Raw genomic sequence first — 25,684 nt, forward strand, 5'->3', positions numbered from 1 at the left:
TCGCGGTGGTCAGGCTTCCGGCTCCAGCTGCAGCAGTTCCCTTGCCAGCGCGTCATTCTGACGGAACATGATCGCGTTCGTCCGCGGGCGCGTGAACGCTCCTGGCGAGCGGATGCTCGTGTGCACGCCCATGGCGAAGCGGCGCGGGTGCGCGGTACCGGCGGCGTCAAACAGGCGCGAGTCCGTGATGCGCGTGGCGATGCGGCCCGACGGCTGGTCATCACCCAGGGCGTCGGGGACGGTTTCCTCGGCCAGGGTCCCGGCGTCGCGCATCTGGCGGAGCAGCGTGTCGAACACGCGCGGCACGCTCGCTTCCGGCAGCCGCGCCTCGATCAACGTGCGGGCTCGCACCACGTCAGGAAAGCTCGAACTCGACGCGGCGAAAACGCCCGCCGGCTCATCCGCCGACACCAGTAAATCCGCGCCCAGGAAAGAGACCAGCCCGGCGTCGGCGAGCGCCAGCAATTCCTCGAGGCGACGCGGCGGCGGCCCACTCGCGTAGAACGAAAAGAACCCGCGGAACCACCCGTCCATATCGGCGACCTGCGACGCCGCCGAAAGCCGGCCGGTCATCAACAACGCCGGCAGCTGCCCGACCACGGACAACAGCGCCATGAACGCCCCAAGATCGGCACTGAACCGCTGGTCCGCCCGGCGCGAAAGATCGGCTTCCACGTACTCCCGGACGGCCTTCCCGAATTCCTCTGCGGATTCGAAATGCTCACCACCGAACGGCCGGTCCAGCCGTTCCAGATCAAGCCGATCCTCTTCGGCAGGAACCGCGGAAACGACCAGGACTTCCATTTCGGACGTCCCCCACGTCAGATCCGCGAACCGATCCGCGAACACGGCGAAATCCATCAGAACGCGATCCGGGTGTCCCGTGAAGAGCTCCGTGTAATACGCCCACGCCAGCTCCTTCGCGATCAACGGCCACACGTCCGCGCGGAAGCCGATCGGCCCCGGCCGCGCGCACAGCGCCTCGATCGCGTACGAATCGAAGAACCTGGGCAGCTGCAACGGTTTCCCGCGCAACCGGTACCCAGTCTTCGCGTGGTAGGGCACCCCGCGTCGCGAGCCGACGTGCAGCACGGGCTCCGCGCCGCTCGGGTGGTAGCGCAGGCCGCCGCCCGGCAGGTCCTCGAAGCGGCCGCCGCGGCCCTCCGTGAGCAGGAGCATGAGGTCGACGAACGCGAGCCCGAAGCCGCGCACCAGCACGGGCTCGCCGGCAGGCACGGCGGAGTAGTCGACGTCGGCGGTGTAGCCCGCCGGGTAGTACGCCAGGTCGTGCCGCTCGGCGAAAGCCGCCAGCTCGCTCTCGCCCGCGTCCGGCGTCGCGTCGAGGTGGCCGACGGTCAGGAGCACGGCGTCGGCCGCCACCTCGGAGCCATCGGCCAGGCGAACGCGCTGCGGCGGCCCGTCGTCGATCGCGACGGCCGAGCTCGCGTGCTCCACCACCTCGATCCCCGGCGGCAGCTCGGCGAGCACCTTCTCGTAGAACCACCTCAAGTACAGGCTCTGCAGCCGCCGCGTCGGGAAGTCCGTGCTGGCGAGCGCGTCGAACTCCGCACGGAGGTCTTCGGGCACGGGGAAGGACAAAGAGCCCGAACGCACCTCGCGTGCCCACTCGATGAGCGACGGCCCGGGCGCGACCGGTCCCGCCATGCGCACCGAGTCGTCCGTGTACATCGTGACGTCCTCGGGCATGGAGTTCATGCGCAGCAGCGGCGACTGCTCGTAGCGCCACACGCGGCCCGGCCCCACCGGGAACGGGTCGATCAGGTGCACCACGAAGCGCCGGTCGCCGAGCAGTTCGGGTGCGTTGACGGAGAGCCGTTCCAGGACGCCGACCCCGCGAGGTCCGGCGCCCACGACGGCGAGCGTGAACGTCGGGTGATCGGCCACGGACTCGAAGCTACGCCGTAAGGCGGCCACGAAGTGGCGCTCCCACAGTGCGGACACCGGTGCAACTGCACTATGCAGGGCGGCATCCGGGCGAGTGTGGCGCAGGCCACATCACGCTACCCTCGTGATCTTGCCGGTGCTCGACGCTATGGTCTGGACACTCGGAGAACTGTCCGTGACCCGTTGGATACCGGCGAAAGAACCTAGAGATTCACCAACAGTCACGAGACACTGACCTTGGCAACTCACGTTTTGTGATTGGCTCGTGACCACGAGGTCCTAAAGTCACCGCCTGATCACCGTGCGGAACCGTCCGCACACGAATGTCGGGGAGAAGCACGCATGACGGCAGCACCGGGACGGGTGACGTTCCGCGAGGTCTTCGGGGTCGCCGAGTTCCGCGCGATGTGGTTCGGCGAGCTGCTGTCGATCGCCGGCGACCAGCTGGCCCGCGTCGCGCTGTCCGTGCTGGTCTACGCCACTACACAGTCGGCCACGCTCACCGGCCTCACCTACGCGCTGACGTTCTTCCCGTCCCTGCTCGGCGGCATCTTCCTCACCGGCATCGCCGACCGCTTCTCCCGGCGCACGGTGATGGTGGCGGTCGACTCCGCGCGGGCCGCGCTGATCCTGCTGGTGGCCATCCCCGGGCTGCCGTTCTGGGTCTTGTGCGTGCTCGTCGGCTGCGTCTCACTGCTGAACCCGCCGTTCAAGGCGTCCCAGCTGGCTCTCCTGCCGCAGGTGCTCGAAGGCGACCGGTTCGTGGTCGGCATGGGCATCCGCAGCATGACGGTGCAGTCGGCGCAGCTGCTCGGTTTCGCCGGCGGTGGCGCGCTGCTGCTGGCGGTCGACCCGCGCCTGGCGTTGGTCCTCGACGCCGGCACGTTCGCGCTCTCGGCCCTGTTCATCCGCTTCGGTGTGAAGGCGCGCCCGGCGGCCGCGACTGGGGAGAAGCGCAAGCCGTTCCTCGCGTCGCTGAGCGCGGGCGGCAAGGTCGGCTTCGCGACCTCGGCGCTGCGTTCGCTGATGCTGTTCACCTGGCTGGCCGGCCTGATGCCGGTGTACGAGGGCATCGCGGCGCCCTACGTCGCATCGTCCGGCGGCGGCCCCGAGGTGATCGGCCTGCTGCTGGCCGCCGACCCGGTGGGCAGCGTGATCTTCACCTTCATTTACACGCGCTGGGTGCCCGCAGAGGTGCGGCCGAAGCTGATCGGGCCAATGACGGCGCTCGCCGCGATCCCGCTCCTGCTCTGCTTCCTGCAGCCGGGGCCCGTCGCGTCGATCATCCTGTTCGTGATCTCCGGCGGGTTCGGCACGATCGCGTTGCTGCAGGCCACGGCCTCGCTGACCGTCGCGGTGCCGGACGAGACCCGGGCGCAGACGATGGGCCTGTCCAACACGGGCCTGACGACCACGATGGGCGTGGTTCCCCTGATCGGCGGAGTGATCGCCGACCACCTGACCGCCCAGACGACTGTCGGGATCTTCGGGTTCGTCGGACTTCTGATTACGATTCCGCTAACGATCATGTGGCAGCGGACGTTCTCCGCCCGGACGAGCGAGGGTACGGCGAAGGAAGCCACACGCGCCGAGCATGCGTGACATGCTCCGCGCGTGGGCTCTGACCTGCGCGACCTTGCGGTGCTGCTACGCGGTCACTGGTCCTTGCTGCGCATAGCTGGTCACCCTTCATCCGGCGTGTTCGGGAAAAAGGTACACACCTAAGGCCCTTGTGGACAGGCGGCAAACGGCCCGAAACTGTGCGTGAGGAGATTGTCACCGGACATTCGCGCAAGGGTTTGGGGGAAAAATGGTCACATCGGGGGAATGGTCTGGGCAGGGCGCGGTCGCTGCGGTCAAGGGGTGGGCGCTGTGGTCGCGGCCGCGACGGTGGATCGCCGTCACGCTCACGAGCATGGTCGTCGCCGTGGTCCTGGCGGTCGTGAGCAGCGTGCTGGTCCCGGTCACCGCGGCTCAGCTGGAGCTGTTCGCGCTGATCACAGGCCTGGCCGTCGCCCAGACCGAGATCACCCGGCAGATCGAGCGCCAGCGCCGGATGCTCAGCCGGGGCCCGCACATCAACGTGACCTCCGTGTGGCTGCTGCCCGCAGCGCTGCTGGTGCCGCCGCAGCTCGTGGCCACGCTGGCCGTTCTGCTCTACGTCTACCTCGCGTTCCGGAGCTGGAATGGCACCCGTCCGGGTGAGGCGCACCGCGTCGCGGCGAACGCGACGACGATGATCCTGTCCGGTTTCGGCGCCGCGCTCGCCGGTCACCTCACGGGTAGCCAGGGTGTCGCGATGGTCGCCACCGCCGCGCTCGGCTACTTCGTCGTGAACACCGCGCTGACCGGCCTCGGCCTGTACCTCGCCGACCCGGCGAAGGCAACCCCCGCGTCCTGCCTCGGCACCATGGACGACAACCTCCTCGAGGCGTCGATCCTGTGCGTCGGCGGCCTGCTGACCATGGTGCTCACCAACGAGCCGCTGCTGTCGGTGCTGGTGATCCTGCCCCTGTACGTGCTGCAGCGCTCGGTGCTGATCAAGCGCCTCGAGGAGCTCGCGACCACGGACCAGAAGACGCAGCTGCTCAACGCCACCACCTGGCAGGACGGCGCACAGCGCGAGGTCTCCCGCGCGGAGCGCGAGAACGGCAGCTTCGGTGCGCTGATGATCGACCTCGACCACTTCAAGTCCATCAACGACACCTTCGGCCACCTCGCGGGCGACGACGTGCTCAAGGCCGTCGCCGCCGCCGTCAAGCAGGAGACACGCGCCCACGACCTGGTCGGCCGCTTCGGCGGCGAGGAGTTCGTGGCGCTGCTGCCCTCGACGTCGAAGGAAGACGCGATCGTCACGGCGGAACGCATCCGCCGGCGCATCAGCGAGCTCGTGATCCAGACGCGCACCAACGAAGGCGAGGCCGTCGCGATCTCCGAACGCACGGCGTCGATCGGCGTCGCGTCGTTCCCCATGGACGGCACGAGCGTCGACGAAGTCATGGCTTCCGCGGACGCCGCCGTGTATGCGGCGAAGCACGGCGGCCGCAACCGGGTGATCGGCGCGGTTTCTTCGCCGGTCCGGGAGCTCGCGGCCGTCGCGTAGCTCGGCACGGGGTCCGGCCGGCTTCCTCCCCCGAGCCGGCCGGACTACCTCAGCCTTTCGATCACATCCGCCGCCTGGGTCTGCAGCCTCAGCACCCCACCGACGGTGAACTCCGTGAGCAGGTCCACCAACGCGTCCTGGGCCGGCGGGTCACCTTCCCAGGACACTTGGACCAACGCTTCGGTCATCGCGAAGTACAGCGTCACCAGCGCTTTGTCGGCCCGCCCCGAGTCCACTCCGTACGCCGCCCACCGCTTGCGGCTCGCCTCCGCGTAGATCACGGCCAGCCGCTCCCGCAGCCTCGTCAGCGCCGGATTCCCCGCCCGCTCGGCCTCTCTGAGGACGGGAAACGAGTGCGGGTCCTCCTCGACGAACCGGAACATGTTCGCGTAGTTCGCCCTCGCCCACGCCCGCAGATCCGGCTCCGACGCATCCCTCGCCGGCGCCCCGATCGCCTCGAACGCCCCCTCCTCAGCGGCCTCGACCACCTCGGCGAACAGGTTCTTCCGCTCCCCGAACTGCTCGTAGACCGCTTGCCGCGACACCCCCGCGGCCCTCGCGATCTCCTCGATCGTCGCCGCCTCGAACCCATGCCGCGCCACGGCCTCCGCGGCCGCCCGCACGACCCGGCCGCGCTGCTCCGCCACGGGCAACTTCCGCGGCCTCCCACGCTGCGCGGGGCTCGACCTCGGTGCGCTCACCTCGCGTGCTTCCTCCCTGCGCTCTCGTCCTGGTTCAAGCGTGCTGCACCACACCCGGCGACCATCACACCAGATAGGCCTGCGCCTGCAACGTGAACAGTTCCGCGTACCCCGCCTGAGCCGCCATCAGCTCCTCGTGCGTGCCGTACTCGGCGACCTTGCCGTGGTCCAGCAGGAGGATGCGTTCGGCCTGGCGGACGGTGGAGAAGCGGTGCGAGATGTACAACGTCGTGCGGCCGGCCGCGAGGGACCGCAGGCGCGTGAACAGATCGTGTTCGGCCTGGGCGTCGAGGGCGGACGTCGGTTCGTCGAGGATCAGGATCGGGGCCTCGCGCTGGAAGGCGCGGGCGAGGGCGATCTTCTGCCACTCGCCGCCGGACAGCGAGACGCCCTGGTCGAACCATCGGCCCAGAGGCGAGTCGTAGCCGGACGGCAGGCGTTCGATGCGTTCGTCGGCGCCGGCGCGACGGGCGGAGTCCTCGATGTGGGGGCGGTCTTCCAGCCGGTGGAGGTCGCCGAGGCCGATGTTCTCGGCCGCCGTTCCTTGGTACGTCACGTAGTCCTGGAACATCGCGCTGATCTGGGTGCGCAGCTCGTCCGGGTCGTAGGAGCGGATGTCGACGCCGTCGAGCAGGATGCGGCCGCCGGTGGGGTCGTAGAGCCGGCACAACAGCTTGAACAGGGTCGATTTGCCCGCGCCGTTGCGGCCGACCACCGCCACCGTCTCGCCCGGCCGGATGTCGAACGAAACCCCGTCCAGGGCCGGTTCCTCGGCGCCCGGGTAGCTGAAACTCACCGACTCGAAGCTGATGTGTCCCTCCACAGTGGACGGCAAGGGCCGCGGCGAGGCCGGCGCCACGATCTCCGGCTCCGTGTCCAGGAACCGGTACAACGTGTCCAGGTACAGATTGTTCTCGTACATCCCCGAAAACGCCGTGAACAAGCCCGAAACCGAAGCCTGCACCGACGTCGCCGCGGCCGTGTACAGCGCCAGGTCGCCCAGCGTCAGGCGCCCGCCGACGGCCTCCATAGCGATGTACAACGCGATCGCCGAGCCGGCCAGCGTCGAGAGCAGCCCCCACGACGTCGAGCTGACGTTGCGGCGAACCGTCAGGCGCCGTTGCCGCTCGTACGACACCACGCCGAGCCGCCGGAACCGCTCCACGAAGTACGGCCCGAGGCCGAACAGCTTGGTCTCCTTCGCGTAAGTGTCCGTGGTGACCAGCGAAGACAGGTAATCCATCCGCCGTTTGATCGGCGACATCAGGAACGTCAGCCAGAACGCGCGCGACCCGTACTTCGACTGCGTGATGAACGCCGGGATCGGCGCGAGCAGCGCCACCAGCGCCAGCACTGGGCTGACCGAAACGAGCAGCGCGATCATGCTCGAGAACGTGATCGCCGTGCGCACCAGCCCCAGCGCCGAGTTCATCATCGACAACGGCCGCGTCGGCGCCTCCTGCGCGGCCTGGCGGAGCATGTCGTACGACGTGGAGCCCTCGAAGTACGCCAGCTGCAGCTTGCTCGCGTGGTCCATGACCTGGTGCCGGATCGTCAGCGTCATCCGCTCTTGCAGGAGCGTCTGCGCGATCGACGTGATCGCGCTGCTGATCGCGGTCGCGGCCAGCACGCCGAACTGGAACAGCGTGATCCACACGATGTCGTCGATCGAGCCCTTGTGCTGGATGGCGGCGACCACGGCGTCCAGCAGCAGCTTCGCGATGTACGCCGTGGCCGTCGGCAGCAGGCCGGACAGCAGTGTGACCAGCGCCAGCAGGATGGTGAGCGTCGGGCTGGCCTGCCAGGTCAGCCGCACGACCTTCGGCAGGCCGCGGACGGTGCCGGACACCGATGTCTTCATGCGGTTGAACCGCGACTTAAGGTCTTTGGGTTGGTCCGACTGCGGGGGTTCCGGGATATCGACGGGACCGGTCAGGCCACTGTCGGGCACCGTCTGCGCCGGTCTGCGTCGCCGGCCGCCGGGCCGTCCGCCCGGGATGAATCCGCCTGGGATCACGCGGACACCGCGCCGTGCAGGAAAACGTCGATCATCTCCGTGGTTTCCGGCGAACCCGGCATCGCCCGGCTCTGCGCGAACAGCATCGAGACGAACAGGGAAGCGGCCTTGTTCACCGGCAGCCGCAAGCGGTCGGCGTCCGGGACGAACAGCTCGCGGACGGCGCGGTGCATCGCCTCGAACGACTCGCGCCGGCTGTCACCGGTCACCGACTTGCGGTTGCGCGCCTCCTCCGGGCGCGTCCGGCCGGCCCGGGCCGCGCCCATCACGGCACCGATCCGCTGCAGGTGCGCGGTCAGTGCGTCGACGGCTTCCAGCAGCCGCCGCTCCAACGGCAGCTCATTCGGGATCTCCCCGATCATCTCCAACGCCTCCCCTGGGTCGAGCGCGGCTTCCACGCACGCGTCGAACAGCTCGTCCTTGTCGGTGAACACGCGGAAGATGGTGCCCTCGCCGATGCCGGCCGCGCGGGCGATCTGCGCGGTGGTGACCCCCCGGCCGTGTTCCACGACCAGCGGGAGCACCGCGCGCACGATCATCCGGCGGCGGTCGTCGGGCGCCATCCCCGGCGCGCGTTTCCTCGTCTCCATGCGGACCAAGCTACGGAGTGAGTGCTCACTCCGTCAACCCGGTAACGCGGCGCGAGGTGTCGTCGACTTAGGAACGCACATCCGCCGACCCGAGGAGCGCCGGTGCGCGGCAAGCCGTTCGACGAGCCCACAGTGGGACGCCTGCGCCAGGCGCGCGAGGTCCTGTCCGCCGAGGCCGAGAAGAGCCACCACGCGCTGTACGCGAAGTTACGCGAGATCGTCAGTGGCGTGCTGCGGCTCGACGCGTTCTTCGTCGCCCTCTTCCGCGACGCCGGCCACGTGCTCTACGCCTACCAGTACGACGGCGCCGAGTACGCGCTCCCGGGCGTCCGGCCGGTCAATCCCGAAGGCCCCACGGGCTGGGTGCGCGCCCACAACCGCTCCTACGCCTACCGCACCGATGCCGGCGCCATCCTCAACCGCGGCATCCCTTGGGGCGACAAGGAACGCCGCTCGGCCGACGCGCTCGTCGTCCCGATGCGCCGCACGCACACCGGCGAGGTGATCGGCGTCGTCTCGGCCCAGACCTACACTGCCGACAGCTACGGCGACGCCGAGCTCGCCGCGCTGGAGTGGCTCGCCGAGGTGGTCGCCCGGATCCTGTCGGCCGAGGACGAGGACCGCGAGCTGCTGGCTCAGCTCGACGACGGGCACCGGCCGGCCGCCGAACGCTTGCTCGGACGGACGGTGTCGGCGCTGGTCGTGGAGCGGGTCGCCGTGGTCTGGCAGGCGGCGGCGCAGCTCGCGAGCGAGCTGGAATCGGAGGGCCACCGCCTCGGGCCGCGGGCGCGTGACCTGGTGCGCGAGTGCGAGCGGCTGCAGATGGACTCGGCGGAGATCGAGTTCGCCGGTTACCGAGAGGCGGCGGCGCGGTTCGACTCGCTGAGCCGGCGAGAGCGTGACGTCGCCGAGCTGATGGGCTTGAGCGACAGCGAAATCGCCGCACAGCTGTACGTCGCCCGCTCCACGGTGAAGACCCACGTGCGCAGCATCCTGCGCAAGTACGGCGCCAAAAACCGGTCGACGGTCGTCGAGGAGGTCTCCACCTACCTCGGTTACGCTCGTGAGCGAGGCGGCTCATCCTCGGGATGAACAGGGGCCGCCATATTTTTCATCCTCGCGCTGAGAGAATCGCTGTGGTATCGCGGATAACATGGTTCCGGTGCGCGTGGAAAACGGCTCCGTGTGGAGTGTTCTGCTCGAATTCCTGATCGCCCTCTGGTGGTTCTTCGTCGCGATAGGAATTGCCAAGTTCATCGTTGTTCCCCTCATCAAATGGATGCTCGTCACGGTGTTCGAGTCACTGAAAGGCGCCTCGGGTGCCGGCCGGACGATGCGCCGGCTGCTCGCCTTCCCCATCACGGGTTTGCTGAGCAGGCAACGCAAAGCGCGCGGTGGCCACCGGGACAGCCGGCTCGATCTCTTCACCGTGGACTTGGTTTTCGGTGTGGTCGTGAGCGGTTTTCTCCAGGGGATCCTGCTGACCGCGGTGTCGACCATCGTGGTGGTCGTTATTTGTTTTCTGATCTTCTGAGCGGAGGGGTGAATCTTGACGGGCGACGAGTTGGTGCCGATCGGCAGGAATGTGCCGTTCGAGGTTCATGACGCGAATGGGAATCTGTCGGCGAGCGGCAGTGCCGATCTCGCGGAGGTCGTGGTCAGCGCGATCACCCACGCTCTCGGCTTCCCGACGGCCGCACTCGTGCGTTCGGTCGTGGTGGTGGTCGCGCGAACCTACTCCGAGATCAAGGTGGAGCTGCAGGGGCAGCGGGTGGACCGGCGGATCAAGCTGCAAACGATGACCATCGAGCGGTTCTACACCGCCATGGCGCGCGTGGACGCCGATCCCTACTGGCACCCGGAAGCGAAAGCGACCCTCGCCGAGGCCCTGGCGGCGGAGATGAAGCAGGAAATCGCCAGGCTGCTCCGAAGCTAGAGAGGAACTGCGATGTCCGAACTGATCAGGAGGACCGGGGCAGAGGTCGAGCGCCGGCCGCTGGAGAAGGCGGTGGAGCTCGCCGCGACCGCGCACCGCAAGGTCGTGGTCAAGCGTCAGGAACTCCGCGTGGCGCTGAACATCGCCGAGCGGATCGCGGAAGCCGAGATCATGGCCGACCGGCGGCGGCGATGACCGGCACGGAAGAACTGGAGGGGCTCGTGCGCACCGTCGTGGAGCAGCCGGCCGCGGTGCGGCTGCGGCAGCTGCTGGCCGAAGGACTCATCACCGCGTCCGACCGCGACCTGTTCCTGGTGTCGGCTCAGAAGTACCGGGAGGCCGCGTTCGCGCAGTACGCCGACTTCGATCCGGCGGTCCGCCACGAGCTGGTGAAGGCGCTGCTCGTCGACTACCAGCAGGAACTCGGCCGCCTGCTCGACGATATGGCGGCGCGCCGGCGTCCGCCGACGGCGATCGAAGCCAGCGGTGAGGTCCTGCGCGGCCTGTGGCGCAGGATCCGGTGAACCGGTTGCGGCCCGGAAACCACCGGGCCGCAACCGTGCCGGAACGGATCAGTACGTGATCGCCACGGCCGGGTCGGCGAGCAGCGCGCCGACGTCGGCGAGGAACTCCGAGCCCTGCTGGCCGTCGACCACGCGGTGGTCGAAGCTCAGCGACAGCTGCATCACCTTGCGCACCTTGATCTCACCGTCCACGACCCACGGGGTGTCGCGGATCGCGCCGACCGCCAGGATCGCCGACTCACCCGGGTTGATGATGGGCGTGCCGGTGTCGACGCCGAAGACGCCGACGTTGGTGATCGTGAACGTGCCGTTGGCCATCGCCGCGGGCGTGGTCTTGCCCTCGCGCGCGACGTCGGTGAGCTCGGTCAGCGCGACGGCCAGCTGCTTGAGCGACATCGCGTCGGCGTCGAAGATCTTCGGCACCACGAGCCCGCGCGGGGTCGCCGCCGCGATGCCCAGGTGCACGTAGTCCTTGTAGACGATCTCCTGCGCCGCCTCGTCCCACACCGCGTTGACGTCGGGCGTGCGCTTCGCCGCGAGGCACACGGCCTTGGCCGCGAACGCAAGCGGCGTCAGCTTCACGCCGCTGAACTCACGCGACTTCTTGAGCTTCTCGCGCAGCTCCATCATCGGCGTGACGTCGACGGTCAGGAACTCCGTGACGTGCGGTGCCGTGTAGGCGCTCTGGACCATCGCCGCGGCGGTGGCCTTGCGGACGCCCTTGATCGGTACGCGACGTTCGCGGGTGGCGGCGTCGTAACCGGTGTCCACAGTGGACGCCACAGCGGCTGCCGGGGCAGAGCCGTTGGCCGCGCGCTCGACGTCTTCACGCGTGATGACGCCACCGCCGGCGGTGCCGGTGACCGTGTAGAGGTCGATGCCGAGGTCCTTGGCGAGCTTGCGCACCGGCGGCTTGGCCAGCGGCACGTAACCACCAGCGGGAGCCACCGGAGCCGCAGCCACCGGAGCCACGACCACGGGAGCAGGAGCCACCGGCGCAGGGGCCGGCGGAGCAGCAACAGCCACCGCAGCCACCGGAGCCGCCTTGCGCGCCCGCCGTTTCGTCTCCACCGCCTTGGAGCCGTAGCCGACCAGCGGCTTCATCTCCTCCTCGGCCGCAGCTTCCGGAGCAGCAGCCGGCGCCGCCTTCCCGTCCGGATCGACGTCCAAGGTCAGCAACGGAGCCCCGACCTCGACCGTCTGCCCCACCTCGACGAGCAGCTCGGTGATCACCCCGGCCCACGGGATCGGCAGCTCGACGGCGGCCTTGGCGGTCTCGACCTCGACCACGATCTGGTTGACCGTGACCGCGTCGCCCGGCTTCACGTGCCAGGCGAGGATGTCGGCCTCGGTCAGCCCCTCTGCCGTGTCCGACAGGGGGAACTGTTTGTACTCAGGCATTTCAGCGAGTTCCCCCTTACCAGTTCAGCGAGCGGTCGACGGCGTGCAGCACCCGGTCCAGATCGGGGAGGTAGTGCTCCTCGAGCTTGGCCGGCGGATACGGCGTGTCGAAACCGGCGACGCGCAGGACGGGGGACTCCAGGGAGTAGAAGCACTCCTGCTGCACGCGGGCCGCGATCTCCGAGGTCAGCGACGACTCGGACGGCGCCTCGCTCACGGCGATCAGCCGGCCGGTCTTGCGCACCGACTCGAACACCGGACCCAGGTCGAGCGGCGAAAGCGTGCGCAGGTCGATGACCTCGAGCGACTTGCCCTCCTCCTCGGCGGCCCCGGCGGCGTCGAGCGCCACCTTCACCGACGGACCGTAGGCGACGACAGTCGCGGTGGTCCCCTCGCGCACCACGCGCGAGCCGAACACCCGGCCCGGCGACGCGTCGGTGTCGACCTCCATCTTCAGCGCGCCCGAGTGGTAGAGCTTCTTGGGCTCGAAGAAGAGGATCGGGTCGTCGGAGCGGATGGCCTCCTGGATGCCCCAGTAGGCGTCGACCGCGTTGGACACCGAGACGACCTTCAGGCCGGCGATGTGCGAGAACAGCGACTCGGGCGACTCCGAGTGGTGCTCCACGGCGCCGATCCCGCCGCCGAACGGCACCCGGATCACCACGGGCATCTTGATCTTGCCCTGCGTGCGGTAGTGCAGCTTCGCCAGCTGCGACGAGATCTGGTCGAACCCGGGGAAGATGAACCCCTCGAACTGGATCTCGCACACGGGCCGGAACCCGCGCACGGCCAGGCCCACGGCGGTGCCGATGATGCCCGACTCGGCCAGCGGCGTGTCGAGCACGCGCTGCTCGCCGAAGTCCTTCTGCAGGCCGTCGGTGATGCGGAAGACGCCGCCGAGCTTGCCGACGTCCTCACCCATGATCAGGACCTTCGGGTCCTCTTCCATCGCGCGGCGCAGGCCGAGGTTGATGGCCTTGCCGATCGTGAGCTTCTGCGGTTCGGCCATCAGTGCTCACCCGCCGTCGCGAATCCGTCCAAATAGGACACGAACTCTTTCTGCTGCGCTTCGAGAGCCGGTGAGGACTCGGCGTAGACGTTGGCGAAGATCCGCTCGGGCGGCGGCTCCGGCATGTTGAACGTGTAATCGCGAAGCTGCGTCGCGAACTCGTCGGCTTCGGCCTGCACCTGGTCGAAGAAGTCGTGGTCCGCACCGCCGCCGCGCGCGAGGTAGGCCCGCACGCGCTCGATCGGGTCCTTGAGCTTCCACTCCTCCAGCTCGTCCGAGAGCCGGTAGCGGGTGGGGTCGTCGGTGGTGGTGTGGGCGTCCATCCGGTAGGTGAAGGCCTCGATCAGCACCGGGCCGTTGCCGTGCCGGCACTCCTCCAGCGCCCACCGGGTGACGGCGAGGCAGGCGAGCACGTCGTTGCCGTCCACGCGGATGCCGGGGAAGCCGTAGCCGCGGGCGCGCTGGTACAGCGGCAGGCGCGACTGGCGCTCGGTCGGCTCGGAGATGGCCCACTGGTTGTTCTGGCAGAAGAAGACGAGCGGCGCGTCGTAGACGGCGGCCCAGACGAAGCCTTCGTGCACGTCGCCCTGCGAAGTGGCTCCGTCGCCGAAGTAGCAGATCGTGGCTTCACCGTCGTCGTCGCCGACTTTGCCCTCGAACTTCTGCCCCATCGCGTACCCGGCCGCGTTCAGGACCTGGTTGCCGATGACGATCGTGTACGGGTGGAAGCGGTGGGCGGCGAAGTCCCAGCCACCCTGGTCCGTGCACCGGAAGATGCCGAGCAGCTCACGCAGGTCCACGCCGCGCGTGTACGCGACGCCGTGCTCGCGGTAGCTCGGGAACGCCATGTCCGTGGGCTTCAGCGCGCGGCCGGAGCCGATCTGCGCGGCCTCCTGGCCCAGCAGCGGGACCCAGATCCCCAGCTGCCCCTGGCGCTGCATCGCGTTGGCCTCGCGGTCGGCGCGGCGCACCAGCACCATGTCGCGGTACAGGTTGCGCAGCGCGTCGTCGTCGACGTCCTCGACGTACTTGTCGAACTGCGGCGACGGAATTCGCTGACCTTCGGGGGTGAGCAGCTGAGTCAGCTCAGCGCCACCTTCGCTCGTTGCTCGCAGACCCGCGATCACCTGTTCGGGCGAGGGCTTGGCCGCTACGGCGGCGGGCCCGTCTCCAGGTTCGGGGTGCGTCCACTGTTCGGACGGCATGCGCAGTATCTCCTCGGTGTCGGCGCCGCGGTGGCCGCTTGTGGCGGCCACAGCGACTGCACCGGCGGGGACCTACCCCCCGGATTCGGGGCGTCTGGCCACCGTCGGCGTTGACGGTTCTCGTCGCCATCCTGGCACGAAGCCGCGCGCGATGGTGAACCGCGGATGCTGATTTGTTGCTGAGATCCGGGCGCCTGAACAGGCAAAACGCTGGGAAATCCGAGTATGGGACGAACGATGATCGGGAATCCGCACCGCTGCCCACCAGGCGTCACCGGTCGGGCACCGGTCGCGTCCGGGTGGCGGGTTTCACGACCTCGACAGCGGTCGTGACGTCGGTCACCGTGGCAGGATGGCCGGCGTGGAACAGAAATCCGTACGTGAAACCGTCGTCTCGACGTGGATCAACGACGTCGTGCCGAGCCTGTCCGGTCTCGTCGCGATCCCGGCGTTGTCCCCGGCGTTCGACGCGGACTGGGCCGCGAGCGGTCACCTCGCCGCGGCCGTCGAACACGTGAAGACGTTCATCGCCGGGCGTGACCTGCCGGGCGTGTCGATCGAGGTCGTGCAGCTCGAGGAGCGTTCCCCGCTGCTGTTCGTGGACGTGCCCGCCACCGCGGGCGCCACGGACAAGCCGACCGTGCTGATGTACGGCCACCTCGACAAGCAGCCCCCGGTCGGCGGCTGGTCCGAGGGCCTCGACCCGTGGACGCCGGTGATCCGCGACGGCCGCCTCTACGGCCGCGGCTCCGTCGACGACGGCTACTCCGGCTACGCGGCCGTGTCCGCGCTGGAGGCCGTGCGCGCGGCCGGCGGCGAGCACGCGCACACCGTGGTGCTGCTGGAGACGGGTGAAGAGTCGGGCAGCCCCGACCTGCCCGCGTACGTCGAGCACCTGAGCTCGCGCCTTGGCGAGGTCGGCCTCGTCGTCTGCCTCGACGCGGGTGGCATGGACTACGAGCGGCTGTGGCTGACCACGAGCCTGCGCGGCATGCTGCACCTCACCGTCACCGTGCAGCTGCTCGCGACGGCCCAGCACTCCGGCCTGGCCAGCGGCGTCGTCGCTTCGTCGTTCCGCGTGCTGCGGCAGCTGCTGGAGCGCATCGAGAGCGGCGAGACCGGCGAGATCAAGCTCGCGGAGCTCAACGTCGAGGTGCCGGCGAGCCGACTGGCCGAGATCGAGGCCGTGGCCGAGGTGGCGCCGGAGAAGCTGCAGACCGCGTTTCCGCTGGTCAGCGGCGGCCGGACGATGTCGGAAGACGCACTGGAGCTGCTGCTGAACAACTACTGGCGGCCCACGTTGTCGATCATCGGCGCCGACGGCTTCCCGCTGCCCGCCAACGCCGGCAACGTGCTGCGCGAGAGCACCACGCTCACGCTGAGCTTCCGCCTGCCGCCCACGGCCGAGGCGGCTCCTGCGTTGGCCGCCGTGAAGCGCGTGCTGACCACGGACGTGCCGTACGGCGCTTCGGTGACCATCCACGAAGACGCGCAGGCCGAGAACGGCTGGAACGCGCCCGAGGAGGCGCCGTGGCTCTCGGCCGCGCTGCGCCGCGTCAGCGACGAGGTGTTCGGCCGCCCCCACCGCGCCGCCGGCATGGGCGGGTCGATCCCCTTCATGGGCCTGCTCGGCGAGAAGTACCCGCAGGCACAGTTCCTGGTCACGGGCGCGTGCGGCGCCGACTCGAACATCCACGTGCCGGACGAGTGGCTGAACCTGGACTACGCGCAGCAGGTCACGGAGGCCGTCGCGCACATCTTGGACGCGCACGCACGGAGCTGAGGTTGCGGTGAAAAGTCCCGGCGCCGGTTGGTCGGTGCCGGGACTTTCCCAACCGCGGGTGCTCCACAGTAGACGCCTTGTGGTTTGGACCACACACTTTTCGCGTCTCAGCTGATACCGGGAGTCACGACTGCATAGGGTGAGACTGCGCCGTAACGTACGGGTGCTGTGCTTACCCGCTTTCGAGTGGCAATATGCGTGCTCTCGACAGTTGAGAACTACGAGGAGTGACGAAGTGGCCCGAGGACACCAGATGAAGGCGCTCGCCCTTCTCCCGGCTTTCGCGCTGGTCGGCCTGACCATGGCCTGCGGCGCGGGCGGCAGTGGCGCGGGCGATGCGGGAAGTGCAAGCTCGTCGGCGGCGGCCCCTGGGGGCTCGTCGGACATCCCGGCCGTGGCCAAGGACGACAAGCTCGCCGCGATGGTGCCGGCTTCGGTCACCAGCGACGGCAAGATCCTGGTCGGTCAGGACCAGAGCTATCCGCCCAACGAGTTCCAGGACGAGAACGGCAAGGTCACCGGCTTCGACGTCGACCTGGGCACCGCGATCGGGCAGAAGCTGGGGCTGCAGATGGAGTTCCAGAACTCCGCCTTCGACGGCATCATCCCCGGCATCCAGGCCGGCAAGTACGAGCTCGCGATGTCGTCGTTCAGCATCAACCCGGAGCGGCTGCAGACGGTCGACATGGTCAGCTACTACAAGGCCGGCACGTCGCTCGCCGTCCTCAAGGGCAACCCGGACGGCCTGAACCTCGACGACCTGTGCGGCAAGAAGATGGGCGTGCAGAAGGGCACCACGCAGGTCGACGACCTGCAGACGCGCTCCGACGCCTGCGTCAAGGCGGGCAAGCCGGCCATCGACGTCACGCAGCTGCAGGCGCAGACGGACGTCAACCTGGCGCTGACGGCCAAGCGCGTGCAGGGCGAGCTGGCCGACTCCCCGGTGATCGACTACGCCGTGAAGCAGACCGGCGGGCAGCTGGAGGTCGTGGGCGCGCCGTACGACACCGCGCCCTACGGCATCGTGCTCAAAAAGGACAGCGGCGACTACACGAAGGCCGTGCAGCAGGCCGTGCAGGCGCTGATCGACGACGGCACGTACAAGAAGATCCTCGACAAGTGGGGCCTGTCCGGTGCGGGCGCCGTGACCACGTCGGAGATCAACCCGGCTTCCTGAAGCCGTAGATAGGACGTAGTTCTCGTGCCCAGTAACTTCGAGGCTCCTCCGACCGTGGAGGCGCCGGCCGACACGACACCCATCAAGGCCGTCCCAGTGCGCCACTACGGGCGCTGGGTGGCCGGGGTGATCATTCTGTTCCTGGCGTTCATCGTCGTGCGCAGCGTTGTCACCAACGTCAACCTGGACTGGCCGACGGTGTGGGCCTACATGTTCAACGACCGTGTGCTGCGCGGTCTGCAGAACACGTTGATCCTCACGGTCATCTCGATGGCCATCGGCATCGTCGGTGGCGTGCTGCTCGCGGTGATGCGCCTTTCGCCGAACCCGTTGATGAAGGGTGCGGCGGGAATCTACGTCTGGTTGTTCCGCGGCACCCCGCTGATCACGCAGCTGGTGTTCTGGAACTTCCTGGCGTTCGCGTACCCGCGGCTCGGCCTCGGCATCCCGTTCGGCCCCGAGTTCGTTTCGTGGGACACCAACACGCTGATCAACCAGTTCACGGCATCGCTGCTCGGCCTCGGCCTGAACGAGGCCGCGTACATGGCGGAGATCGTGCGCGGTGGCATCCAGTCGATCGACGCCGGCCAGCTCGAAGCGTCGTCGGCCCTCGGGATGAAGCGCACGACCACGTTGCGGCGCATCATCCTTCCCCAGGCGATGCGCGTGATCATCCCGCCGACGGGCAACGAGACGATCTCAATGCTCAAGACCACATCGCTGGTCGTCGTGATCGGGTACTTCGAGCTGATGGTCGCGGTGCAGACCATCTACGCGCAGAACTTCAAGACCATCCCGCTGCTGCTGGTGGCGGTGATCTGGTACCTGATCATGACGTCGATCCTCACCGTCGCCCAGTACTTCATCGAACGCCACTTCGCTCGCGGGACCACGCGCGGGATCACTGACAAGAACAGGTGGGGCACTCGGATGTTCGGGTTCCGCGTCGGGCGCCAGGGCAGCGGAGGTGTCGGATGACCGCGGTCGTTTCCGCGCAGAAGATCTGCAAGAGCTTCGGTTCGCTGAACGTGCTGAAAGGTATCGACCTCGAAGTCCACGAACGCGAAGTGTTGTGCCTCATCGGCCCTTCAGGCTCGGGCAAGTCCACCCTGCTGCGCTGCATCAACCACCTCGAGAAAATCGACGCAGGCCGTTTGTACGTCGACGGCGTCCTCGTCGGCTATCGGCAGCGGGGCGACAAACTCCACGAACTGCGGGAAAAAGAGGTCGCCTTCCAGCGCAAGGACATCGGCATGGTGTTCCAGCGCTTCAACCTCTTCCCCCACATGACCGCGCTGGAGAACGTCATGGAGGCCCCGATCCAGGTCCGCCGCGAACCTCGCTCCGAGGTCCGCCAGCGCGCCCTGGAACTCCTCGAGCGCGTCGGCCTGGCCGACAAAGCGGGCTCCTACCCGGCCCAGCTTTCCGGCGGCCAGCAACAACGCGTCGCCATCGCCCGCGCGCTGGCCATGCAGCCCAAACTGATGCTCTTCGACGAGCCCACGTCCGCCCTGGACCCGGAACTCGTCGGCGACGTCCTGGGCGTCATGCGCCAACTCGCGAAAGACGGCATGACCATGGTCGTGGTCACCCACGAAATGCAGTTCGCTCGCGAGGTGGCCGACAAGGTGCTGTTTATGGACGGCGGCGTGGTCGTCGAGGCCGGCCCACCCGACCAGGTAATCGGCGACCCGCGACACCAGCGCACGAAAGAATTCCTGGCCCGGGTCCTAAGCCCGAACGCTTGATCACCGGTGTGGCCGCTTCCCCGCGGGGAGGCGGCCACACTGCTGTTCAGGGGTCAGCGCGGGAGCCTTCAGCGTCCGCTGCGCAGCTCGTTCTCCAGCTGCTGCACCTTCTTCACGAGGTCCTGCGGTCCCGCCCCAGCCAGGCTGATCCACCCCGACTTGTCCACCCCGAACAGAATCCGCCCCTGCTCGGTATCAATCCATCCCGGCGGATTCTCATTCCGCAACCGCTTTCCCCGACTGTCCCTGACCGCGACGTACAGCCGCCCGAAATACGTCTTCGGCGCCCGCAGCCACTGCACCACCTGCTTGGCGTCCCGAATACTCGGACTGGTGCCGCTCGGAATAACGCCACTCTTGATCATGTTCAGATCCGCATCGGAACAGTTCAGCGACGCGATCCGCGCCGCCGGCGCCTCCGGCAGCAGCAGCGCGAACTCCCGCGCCAACGCCTCCGCCGACACAGGCGCGATGTAGAGCACCTGGTTCACCGTCACCACGCTCACTGCATCCCGCCCACTCGCCGCGGCCCGCACAGTGCGCTCGCCCTTGTCGGACTTCACCCACGAGTAGTACTCGACCCCCGGGCGCTGCAGCAGCTGCAGCACCTCGACGAAGTCGTCGTCCAGCCGCCCGCCGCGGATCAGCCCCCGTTGGTTCAGCTCCGCGTCCGTGTCGGCCGCCAGCCGCTTCCGCTCGTCCGGCGAGTACCACAGCGCGCCCCGCACCAGCGTCGGGTGGATGTCGCCGAGGTTGAGCCGCTCGAGCAGCACCTCGTACGTCTGCAGGCTCAACTCCACCGGCTTGCGCAGCACTTTCTCACTCCCCCTTTGTCAGACTTCGGCAGCCGGCGTCGACGGGATGACCACGTCGTTCCTGTTGCTTGCCATCGAAACGCGGCCATTCGCCAGTTCGTCCGTCTGACATCGCTGCCGTGCCTCCCCGCACGGGCCGCTCCAACTCGGGTGCGGCCTACCCTCTGTTCATGTCCCGCTTCGCTAGGTGACTTTAACAGGATTCAACCGCTCCGAAGCGCGCTTCCCTCAAGATCACCCGCCTCGGTAGGGCGGCCGGCCACCTGCCAGCCGCCCCGGCGCTTCCCTACGCCCCGATCACCGGCGGGGTGGGCTTGTTGCCGTCGTATCCGCCGAAGATGGAGTCGGGGTCTTCCTCGGACAGGAGGATCTTGCGCTGGTGCTCCTCGTCCTCAGGCCCCTTGCCGCCCTTGTTTCCGCCGGCACCCATGCCACCACCCATGCCGGGCTGGCCCTTGGCACCGGCCGCACCCATTCCACCGGGCCTCGCGGCGCCTGCGCCTTCACCCATCGCACCGGCTCCGGTGCCCGCACCTGCACCGACGCCACGCCCGGCACCCGCTGCGCCACCGGATGCCCCGCCACCGCCGGGCCCGAAGCCGCTGCCGCTGCCACCGGGACCGAAGCCGCCCCGGCCGCCGCCCGGCCCGAAGCCGCCACCGCCGCCGAATCCGCCGACCGGCCCGAACCCGGGACCGAAGCCGCTGCTGTTGCCACCGCCGGGCCCGTTGACCCCAACCCCACCGGGCCCCTGCCACGACGATGATCCGGGTCCACCCGGCGTCTGCGTCGGCCCTGCGAACGCGGCACTCGTGGTGTCATTCGCCGCCGGGGTGTTCACTCCGACCGTCGAATGCCCCGGCGGAGCAGGAGCGTGGTATCCGGCCGCGCCGGGAGGTGCGGAGTAGGTGCTGGGGCCAGGCGTGTAACCGCCGGAATGCCCGGAAGAGTGGCTACCGCTGCCGGAGCTGTGGGGGCCACCGGACGTCACCGGCGTTACTTGATCAGGCGTGATCCCGCTGGCGGAGACGTTGGGGTCGTGAGCTGCCGGGTAGTCCGGCGCGAGAGTCGTCCTGCGCGGCTGAGTGCTCTGGTAGTACGGCTCGTACAGCTCGACGTTGAACTTGGTATCGGCGTCGAACTGAGCGGCTGCCTTCTCGTCGTCACTCGCTCCGATCGAGAACCAGTCTTCAGGCGTGTTGTCGTTGGCCTTGTCCTTGGAAACGTTCTTCGCGTTGTCGCGGACGTAGCGAAACGCGTCGGATTGTTCTTGCATGGAACGGCTTGCCCGGTCCAGGTTCTCGCTGGCGATTTGAGAACCTTGGATCAAGGGCGTGAGGCCCGCGGTGCCTGTATCGGCCGCCTTGCCGTGCCAGAATTCGTTGAGCGCACTCTGCCCTGAGGTCAACGTGCGCACGATGTTCTCGTGGATTGTCTTGAGTGAGCCAGACGCGTCTCGGGCGTTGTCCAGAGGCTCTGTTTGCCCAGGATTGTGGATATAGGTGTAAATCTCCCAGCCGCTGTAGGTCATGATCAATCAGCCTTTGAGGTGCGTGATCGCGGCGGACGCCAGCGCTGTGGCCATGGAGCACGGGTCCTGGAGGGCTGGATTGCCGTCTCGAAGCTGGGTGATCACCGTGTACGTGACGTCGTTACGAATCCCGACTGCGAGATTGCATGCGCCTAGGCCTTCGCCACCGTTGTCGTACACCACCGCCGGGTAGCCCTGGATGGACGGCTGCGGCTTGAAGGTCGTTAGCGCGCCGCGGGAGTGCTGGATGTACAGACCGTTCAATCCGTCCTTGTTCGCAGTGACCAGTCCGCCGCTGACGTTGCCGGTGCCATCGAAAGTCCAGGCGCAGTCTTTGCCCAAGTCTGAGTCGTCGACCGCAGTCTTCTTCACCGTGCCGCCGGCGCTTTCGACAACGGTGACCGGCACTGCCGAACACGGGTCGGCCTCAATGGAGGACGTGTCAGTGATCGGCTCAGTGATTTTGGGCGCCAAGCTCTGCGGTGCTGTCGAGTTGGCCGACGGTGAAGGAGAGGGCATACCGGAGGTTGATCCGCCGCTGCATGCGGCTGAGGTCAGTGCTGCGGCGATCAACACGACTGCCGAACTGCGGGCTCGCATCTACAGGGCCTTTCCGAAATTGCGTAGCTGTTCTTTGGTTTGCTCGTCGTTATTCTGATAGGCGGTGCGAATATCCTTCAGTGTTTTGACGTATGCGCTGATGAAATCCGTGGCGCCCTTCAAGAACTGGTTATAGGAAGCGCCGGAAGCACTCGCGGTTTGGACGTACCCCTGACTTCCGACTTCGGATCCGGGTGCTGGGATCTGCATCAGCTTTGCCGCGTGCCGGCGCGCCTCGGCGTAGTCACCGTCAAGGCTGTCTTCGAGCTGGGTGATTACCTTGTCGATTGCTTCCGGGTCGAAGTCCCAGCCACCGTTCGCCGATGCGGTTGCGAAATCGGACTTCGCCTGGTCCGACCCCAGTGCGAGATAGTCCGGGGGCTGGGCAGGTGGCGGTGCGGTGTTCGAGCCCGGTATCAGACCAGAGTCTGCCGGTGCCTGTTGCGCCGGTGTGGTCAGCTCGTTGTTGACACCCTGCAGCCCGCCTGTGTTTCCGTCTGGCATGTCGTGCCTCCCCGCACGGGCCGCGCGCGCGGCCTACCCTGTGTTCAGATTCAGCTCCAGCAAGTGACCTTAACAGGGACGACTCCCCCACAAGATCGGTTCCCGCAAGATCACCCGCCGGCGGGGAACAGCTCGTCAGGCGTTGAAAAGCACCACGAACTTGGCAGTCCGCCAACAAGTCACCGCTACTCCATTAGGACGCTTGCCATTCCTCCTCTCTTCCGATTCGCTGGTACTACCACCAGCGAGCGAGGGGGCACGTGCCGACCGACACGACGCTGCCGCCGCTGGATCCGTTTGCCGGGGTGCCCGACAAGAGGTACGAGGTGAAGGCCGCGGACCTGCTGAAACCCGGCACGGGCGGGATTCTCGGGTGGCGCAAGCAGGCGACCAACGCGCCGATCGTGCAGGTCGAGGACGCGTACATCACCGGGACGTTCGACCTGAGGGCCGCCGAGCTGGGGTATCTGTTCCGCTTCGAGCGGTGCCGGTTCGAGTTTCCGCCGGATGTGCGGGAGGCGAACGTGCTCGGGCTCGTCTTCCGGAAGTGCTGGTTGCCGGGGCTCAAGGCGCGCAACCTGCGTAGCCGCAACGATGTTCGGCTCATCCGGAGCGTGGTGGAGGTCGGGCCGGAGGACAGTGAGATCCCCGAGACCACGATCATGCGCGGCGACGACCGCGAGCGTGGCATGCCCAACGCCGCCGTGAACCTCACCGACGCCGTGATCGAGGGGTCGGTCGTGCTCACGCGCACGACGATCAAGCACCCCCACGGCAAGGCGATCCAGGCCGACCGGCTCGTGATCACGGGCGCGCTGCTCGCGTATCGCATGGTGGCGCGCGGCGAGGTGCGCGTGCCGGGTATGCGCACGGGCGGCAACGTGAACTTCTCCGGCGCGGAGTTCGACAACCCCGACGGCTTCGCGTTCAACGGCAACGGCATCCACATCGGCGGCAGCCTGCTGTGCGAAGTGGACAACTACGGTCCGGCCGCCGAGCGGAAACGGTTCTCCGCCAAGGGCATCATGTACTTCCCGAGCGCCACTGTGGACAGTGACATCGTCCTGCGGGAGGCGAAACTGACCGTGGACCAGCGCGGGCCGGTGGCCGTCGACGCGTGGAAGTCGAACGACCCGTACCTCGACCCGCGGCCCGCGCTCGTCGCCGATCGGCTGAAGGTCGACGGCAACCTGGAGCTGTCCGACGGGTTGCAGGCGTTCGGCACGCTGCGCATGGTCAACGCGCGCATCGGCGGCTCGCTCAGGCTGGCCGGCGCGGAGATCAAGATGGCGCGCGGCCGCGCGACGCCGTACTACGACCGCGCGCTGCACCTCGACGGGTCGACCATCGGCGGGGACGTCGAGGCCACGAGCCTGCGCGTGCCCGTGGGGCAGCTGCGCATGGCGGACGTGCAGATCGGCGGCAACTTCCTCGCGTGGAATTCGATGTTCCTGCACCCCGGGCGCGACGTCTTCTCCGCGCGCCGCGCCAAGATCGCGGGCAACTTCCAGCTCACCGACGCGACGTTGCAGGGCACCGTGCGCCTGCAGGGCGTCGTGGTGGGCGGCAGCGTGAACCTCTACGGCAGCAAGCTCACCGAGCCGGGGCAGCGCACGTCGTCGAGCTTCTCGCTCGACGTCCGGACCGCGCGAATCGGCCGTGACCTGGTGCTGACGGAGAACAAGGACCGCGCGTTCGTCGCGGAGGGCGGCGTCAATCTCGACGGCGCGCAGATCGCTCGGCGGCTCGAGCTCGGCGGCGCACAGCTCGGATCCCTTCCGTCGCACGGGATCGCGCTCGACGCGAGCGACGTGACGGCCGACGAGTTCCTCTTCGGCTTCCGCACGCCGCCCGCGGGACGCGTCGTGCTCCGGCGCGCGCACTGCGGGACCCTCGGCGACACGGAGGAGTTCTGGGCCGCCGCGGACGGCATCGAGCTCGACGACTTCCGTTACGACGCCTTGAAACACGGCATCCCCCTCGACGACGACCGCGCTCTCGACCATCGCATCGCGTTGCTGAGCAATGCGATGCGCGGCTACCGGCCCGGTCCGTACGACCAGCTCGCCGCGACCCTGCGCGCGGCCGGCAACGAAGAACACGCCTCGACGGTCGGGTTGCGCAAGCAGCAGTTCCGCTACGAAGCGCTCGCGAAGGGGTTCAAGATCTTCGGCCCCGGCGTGCGGCTGTGGAGCTTCCTGCAACGCTCGATGGTCGGCTACGGCTACCGGCCGGTGCGCGCGCTCGGCTGGCTGCTGACGTTGCTGGTGCTCGGCAGCCTGTGGTTCGGCCTCGGCAGCGACGACTGCGTGCAGAACCCCGGCCGCTACGCCGTGAGCGGGCCGCGCTGCCTCGTCAACCAGCAGGACACGGGGCTGCAGTGGAACCCGGTGATCTACACGGCCGACCTGCTGGTGCCGATCGTCGACTTCGGCAACAAGTCGCGCTGGTACATGCACGGCGCGGACAACTGGGTGGCCGCCGGCTTCACCGTCTCTGGCTGGCTGCTCGCGACGACCGTCGCGGCCGGCTTCGGCCGCATGGTGCGCCGCGACAGCTGAACAAACCTCACTCCGACAGCCCCGACCAGAACGCCACCTCACGCGCGTCAGCCGGCTCTTCGGCCAACGGCGCGCCGTCGAACTCATGCCGCAGGTAACCGCGCAGGTCCCAGCCGTATACCACCACGTCAGCGTGGTAAACGGACAACACCGGATACCCCGACGCGCCCGCGATCGCCGGCAGGTAGCGGTGTCCGCAGACCGGCACCAGCTGGGGCACGGCGGCGAGACATCGCTGGGCGCAGGCCAGCGCGTTGGAGAGCACCCTGGGCCGCTCGCCCCACGACGGGTGCCAGAAGCCGTTGTGCTCGACCTCGTACAGCAGCCCGTCGACGGGCCAGTCGAGGCGTTTTCGCAGGTGATCCGGGTTGCCGTGCAGCCAATCGGGCCACCGGTCGCCCACCGGCACGCCCGCGGTGAGAAACGCCCGGTGGTCCAGGGAGAACCGGAAGCCGAACTGGGCTTCGACGTCGGTGAGCTCGGCTTCCGACAAGCCCGGACGCAGGGGCTCCCCGAGGCTTTCCTGCAGCGTGCGGGCCTCCTCCACCGTGAGGACTTGCTGGACGTGTGACAT

Annotated in this window: 24 protein-coding genes; 12 read left to right on the forward strand and 12 right to left on the reverse strand. The window is 68.2% G+C overall.

Features of this window, described 5'->3' with window-relative positions; genetic code table 11:
* Nucleotides 1-9: 9 nt before the first annotated feature.
* The gene (locus ABZU76_RS04965) at nt 10-1,905 is read right to left on the reverse strand and encodes an FAD/NAD(P)-binding protein (protein WP_354865181.1); all 1,896 of its coding nucleotides are present in this window, start codon (nt 1,903-1,905) and stop codon (nt 10-12) included.
* Nucleotides 1,906-2,247: 342 nt separating this feature from the next.
* Here ABZU76_RS04965 and ABZU76_RS04970 point away from each other — a divergent pair, with 342 nt between their 5' ends.
* Nucleotides 2,248-3,507, forward strand: coding sequence for an MFS transporter (locus ABZU76_RS04970; protein ID WP_354865183.1), 1,260 nt, complete (start codon nt 2,248-2,250; stop codon nt 3,505-3,507).
* Between the two features lie 313 nt (nt 3,508-3,820).
* Nucleotides 3,821-5,008: a GGDEF domain-containing protein gene (locus tag ABZU76_RS04975; protein ID WP_354865185.1), complete on the forward strand. Its 1,188-nt coding sequence runs from the start codon at nt 3,821-3,823 to the stop codon at nt 5,006-5,008.
* Nucleotides 5,009-5,052: 44 nt separating this feature from the next.
* Here the strand turns inward: ABZU76_RS04975 and ABZU76_RS04980 are convergent, their stop codons facing one another.
* The 3 genes from ABZU76_RS04980 to ABZU76_RS04990 form a co-directional block, all read right to left on the reverse strand.
* On the reverse strand, nt 5,053-5,655 hold the full coding sequence (locus ABZU76_RS04980) for a TetR/AcrR family transcriptional regulator (RefSeq protein WP_354865187.1): 603 nt from the start codon (nt 5,653-5,655) through the stop codon (nt 5,053-5,055).
* Nucleotides 5,656-5,773: 118 nt separating this feature from the next.
* Nucleotides 5,774-7,660, reverse strand: coding sequence for an ABC transporter ATP-binding protein (locus ABZU76_RS04985; RefSeq protein WP_354865977.1), 1,887 nt, complete (start codon nt 7,658-7,660; stop codon nt 5,774-5,776).
* A 62-nt stretch (nt 7,661-7,722) separates the two neighbouring features.
* Nucleotides 7,723-8,289: a TetR/AcrR family transcriptional regulator gene (locus ABZU76_RS04990; RefSeq protein ID WP_354865979.1), complete on the reverse strand. Its 567-nt coding sequence runs from the start codon at nt 8,287-8,289 to the stop codon at nt 7,723-7,725.
* 129 nt (nt 8,290-8,418) lie between these two features.
* On the opposite strand from ABZU76_RS04990, the gene ABZU76_RS04995 reads away from it, so the two are divergent.
* The 5 genes from ABZU76_RS04995 (at nt 8,419) to ABZU76_RS05015 (ending at nt 10,776) form a co-directional block, all read left to right on the forward strand.
* Nucleotides 8,419-9,408 (forward strand): LuxR C-terminal-related transcriptional regulator, encoded by a 990-nt coding sequence (locus tag ABZU76_RS04995; RefSeq protein WP_354865189.1) that lies wholly within the window; start codon nt 8,419-8,421, stop codon nt 9,406-9,408.
* A 70-nt stretch (nt 9,409-9,478) separates the two neighbouring features.
* Entirely contained in the window at nt 9,479-9,850 is a 372-nt protein-coding gene (locus ABZU76_RS05000; protein WP_354865191.1) for a hypothetical protein, read from the forward strand.
* A 15-nt stretch (nt 9,851-9,865) separates the two neighbouring features.
* Nucleotides 9,866-10,252, forward strand: coding sequence for a hypothetical protein (locus ABZU76_RS05005; protein ID WP_354865193.1), 387 nt, complete (start codon nt 9,866-9,868; stop codon nt 10,250-10,252).
* A 12-nt stretch (nt 10,253-10,264) separates the two neighbouring features.
* Nucleotides 10,265-10,447 carry a hypothetical protein gene (locus tag ABZU76_RS05010; RefSeq protein ID WP_354865195.1) on the forward strand — a complete coding sequence of 61 codons (183 nt, stop codon included), beginning with the start codon at nt 10,265-10,267 and terminating at the stop codon, nt 10,445-10,447.
* Entirely contained in the window at nt 10,444-10,776 is a 333-nt protein-coding gene (locus ABZU76_RS05015; RefSeq protein WP_354865197.1) for a hypothetical protein, read from the forward strand. The genes ABZU76_RS05010 and ABZU76_RS05015 overlap by 4 nt, the downstream gene beginning before the upstream one ends.
* 48 nt (nt 10,777-10,824) lie before the next feature.
* Here ABZU76_RS05015 and ABZU76_RS05020 read toward each other — a convergent pair whose 3' ends face one another.
* The 3 genes from ABZU76_RS05020 to pdhA are packed head-to-tail and all read right to left on the reverse strand — an operon-like array spanning nt 10,825 to nt 14,391.
* The gene (locus ABZU76_RS05020; RefSeq protein ID WP_354865199.1) at nt 10,825-12,177 is read right to left on the reverse strand and encodes a dihydrolipoamide acetyltransferase family protein; all 1,353 of its coding nucleotides are present in this window, start codon (nt 12,175-12,177) and stop codon (nt 10,825-10,827) included.
* A gap of 16 nt (nt 12,178-12,193) precedes the next feature.
* Entirely contained in the window at nt 12,194-13,186 is a 993-nt protein-coding gene (locus ABZU76_RS05025; protein WP_354865201.1) for an alpha-ketoacid dehydrogenase subunit beta, read from the reverse strand.
* Nucleotides 13,186-14,391, reverse strand: coding sequence for a pyruvate dehydrogenase (acetyl-transferring) E1 component subunit alpha (gene pdhA / locus ABZU76_RS05030; RefSeq protein ID WP_354865203.1), 1,206 nt, complete (start codon nt 14,389-14,391; stop codon nt 13,186-13,188). The genes ABZU76_RS05025 and pdhA overlap by 1 nt, the downstream gene beginning before the upstream one ends.
* Before the next feature lie 352 nt (nt 14,392-14,743).
* On the opposite strand from pdhA, the gene ABZU76_RS05035 reads away from it, so the two are divergent.
* The 4 genes from ABZU76_RS05035 (at nt 14,744) to ABZU76_RS05050 (ending at nt 19,099) form a co-directional block, all read left to right on the forward strand.
* Nucleotides 14,744-16,174, forward strand: a complete 1,431-nt coding sequence (locus tag ABZU76_RS05035) for a M20/M25/M40 family metallo-hydrolase (protein ID WP_354865205.1) — start codon at nt 14,744-14,746, stop codon at nt 16,172-16,174.
* Nucleotides 16,175-16,427: 253 nt separating this feature from the next.
* Nucleotides 16,428-17,351 carry an ABC transporter substrate-binding protein gene (locus tag ABZU76_RS05040; protein ID WP_354865981.1) on the forward strand — a complete coding sequence of 308 codons (924 nt, stop codon included), beginning with the start codon at nt 16,428-16,430 and terminating at the stop codon, nt 17,349-17,351.
* A gap of 24 nt (nt 17,352-17,375) precedes the next feature.
* On the forward strand, nt 17,376-18,329 hold the full coding sequence (locus ABZU76_RS05045; protein WP_220245192.1) for an amino acid ABC transporter permease: 954 nt from the start codon (nt 17,376-17,378) through the stop codon (nt 18,327-18,329).
* Nucleotides 18,326-19,099: an amino acid ABC transporter ATP-binding protein gene (locus ABZU76_RS05050; protein ID WP_354865207.1), complete on the forward strand. Its 774-nt coding sequence runs from the start codon at nt 18,326-18,328 to the stop codon at nt 19,097-19,099. The genes ABZU76_RS05045 and ABZU76_RS05050 overlap by 4 nt, the downstream gene beginning before the upstream one ends.
* Before the next feature lie 68 nt (nt 19,100-19,167).
* Here ABZU76_RS05050 and ABZU76_RS05055 read toward each other — a convergent pair whose 3' ends face one another.
* The 4 genes from ABZU76_RS05055 to ABZU76_RS05070 form a co-directional block, all read right to left on the reverse strand.
* Nucleotides 19,168-19,914, reverse strand: a complete 747-nt coding sequence (locus ABZU76_RS05055) for an ESX secretion-associated protein EspG (protein ID WP_354865209.1) — start codon at nt 19,912-19,914, stop codon at nt 19,168-19,170.
* A gap of 286 nt (nt 19,915-20,200) precedes the next feature.
* Nucleotides 20,201-21,445, reverse strand: a complete 1,245-nt coding sequence (locus tag ABZU76_RS05060) for a hypothetical protein (protein ID WP_354865211.1) — start codon at nt 21,443-21,445, stop codon at nt 20,201-20,203.
* A gap of 6 nt (nt 21,446-21,451) precedes the next feature.
* Nucleotides 21,452-22,021 (reverse strand): DUF3558 domain-containing protein, encoded by a 570-nt coding sequence (locus tag ABZU76_RS05065; RefSeq protein WP_354865213.1) that lies wholly within the window; start codon nt 22,019-22,021, stop codon nt 21,452-21,454.
* 24 nt (nt 22,022-22,045) lie between these two features.
* A complete protein-coding gene (locus ABZU76_RS05070; protein ID WP_354865215.1) occupies nt 22,046-22,549 on the reverse strand; it encodes a hypothetical protein in 504 nt (167 codons plus the stop codon).
* Between the two features lie 260 nt (nt 22,550-22,809).
* Between ABZU76_RS05070 and ABZU76_RS05075 the strand changes: the two genes are divergently transcribed.
* Entirely contained in the window at nt 22,810-25,110 is a 2,301-nt protein-coding gene (locus ABZU76_RS05075; protein ID WP_354865217.1) for an oxidoreductase, read from the forward strand.
* Nucleotides 25,111-25,117: 7 nt separating this feature from the next.
* Here the strand turns inward: ABZU76_RS05075 and ABZU76_RS05080 are convergent, their stop codons facing one another.
* Nucleotides 25,118-25,684, reverse strand: a complete 567-nt coding sequence (locus ABZU76_RS05080; RefSeq protein WP_354865219.1) for a hypothetical protein — start codon at nt 25,682-25,684, stop codon at nt 25,118-25,120.

The organism is Amycolatopsis sp. NPDC005232 (assembly GCF_040607795.1).
In the GTDB taxonomy this organism is placed as follows: Bacteria; Actinomycetota; Actinomycetes; order Mycobacteriales; family Pseudonocardiaceae; genus Amycolatopsis.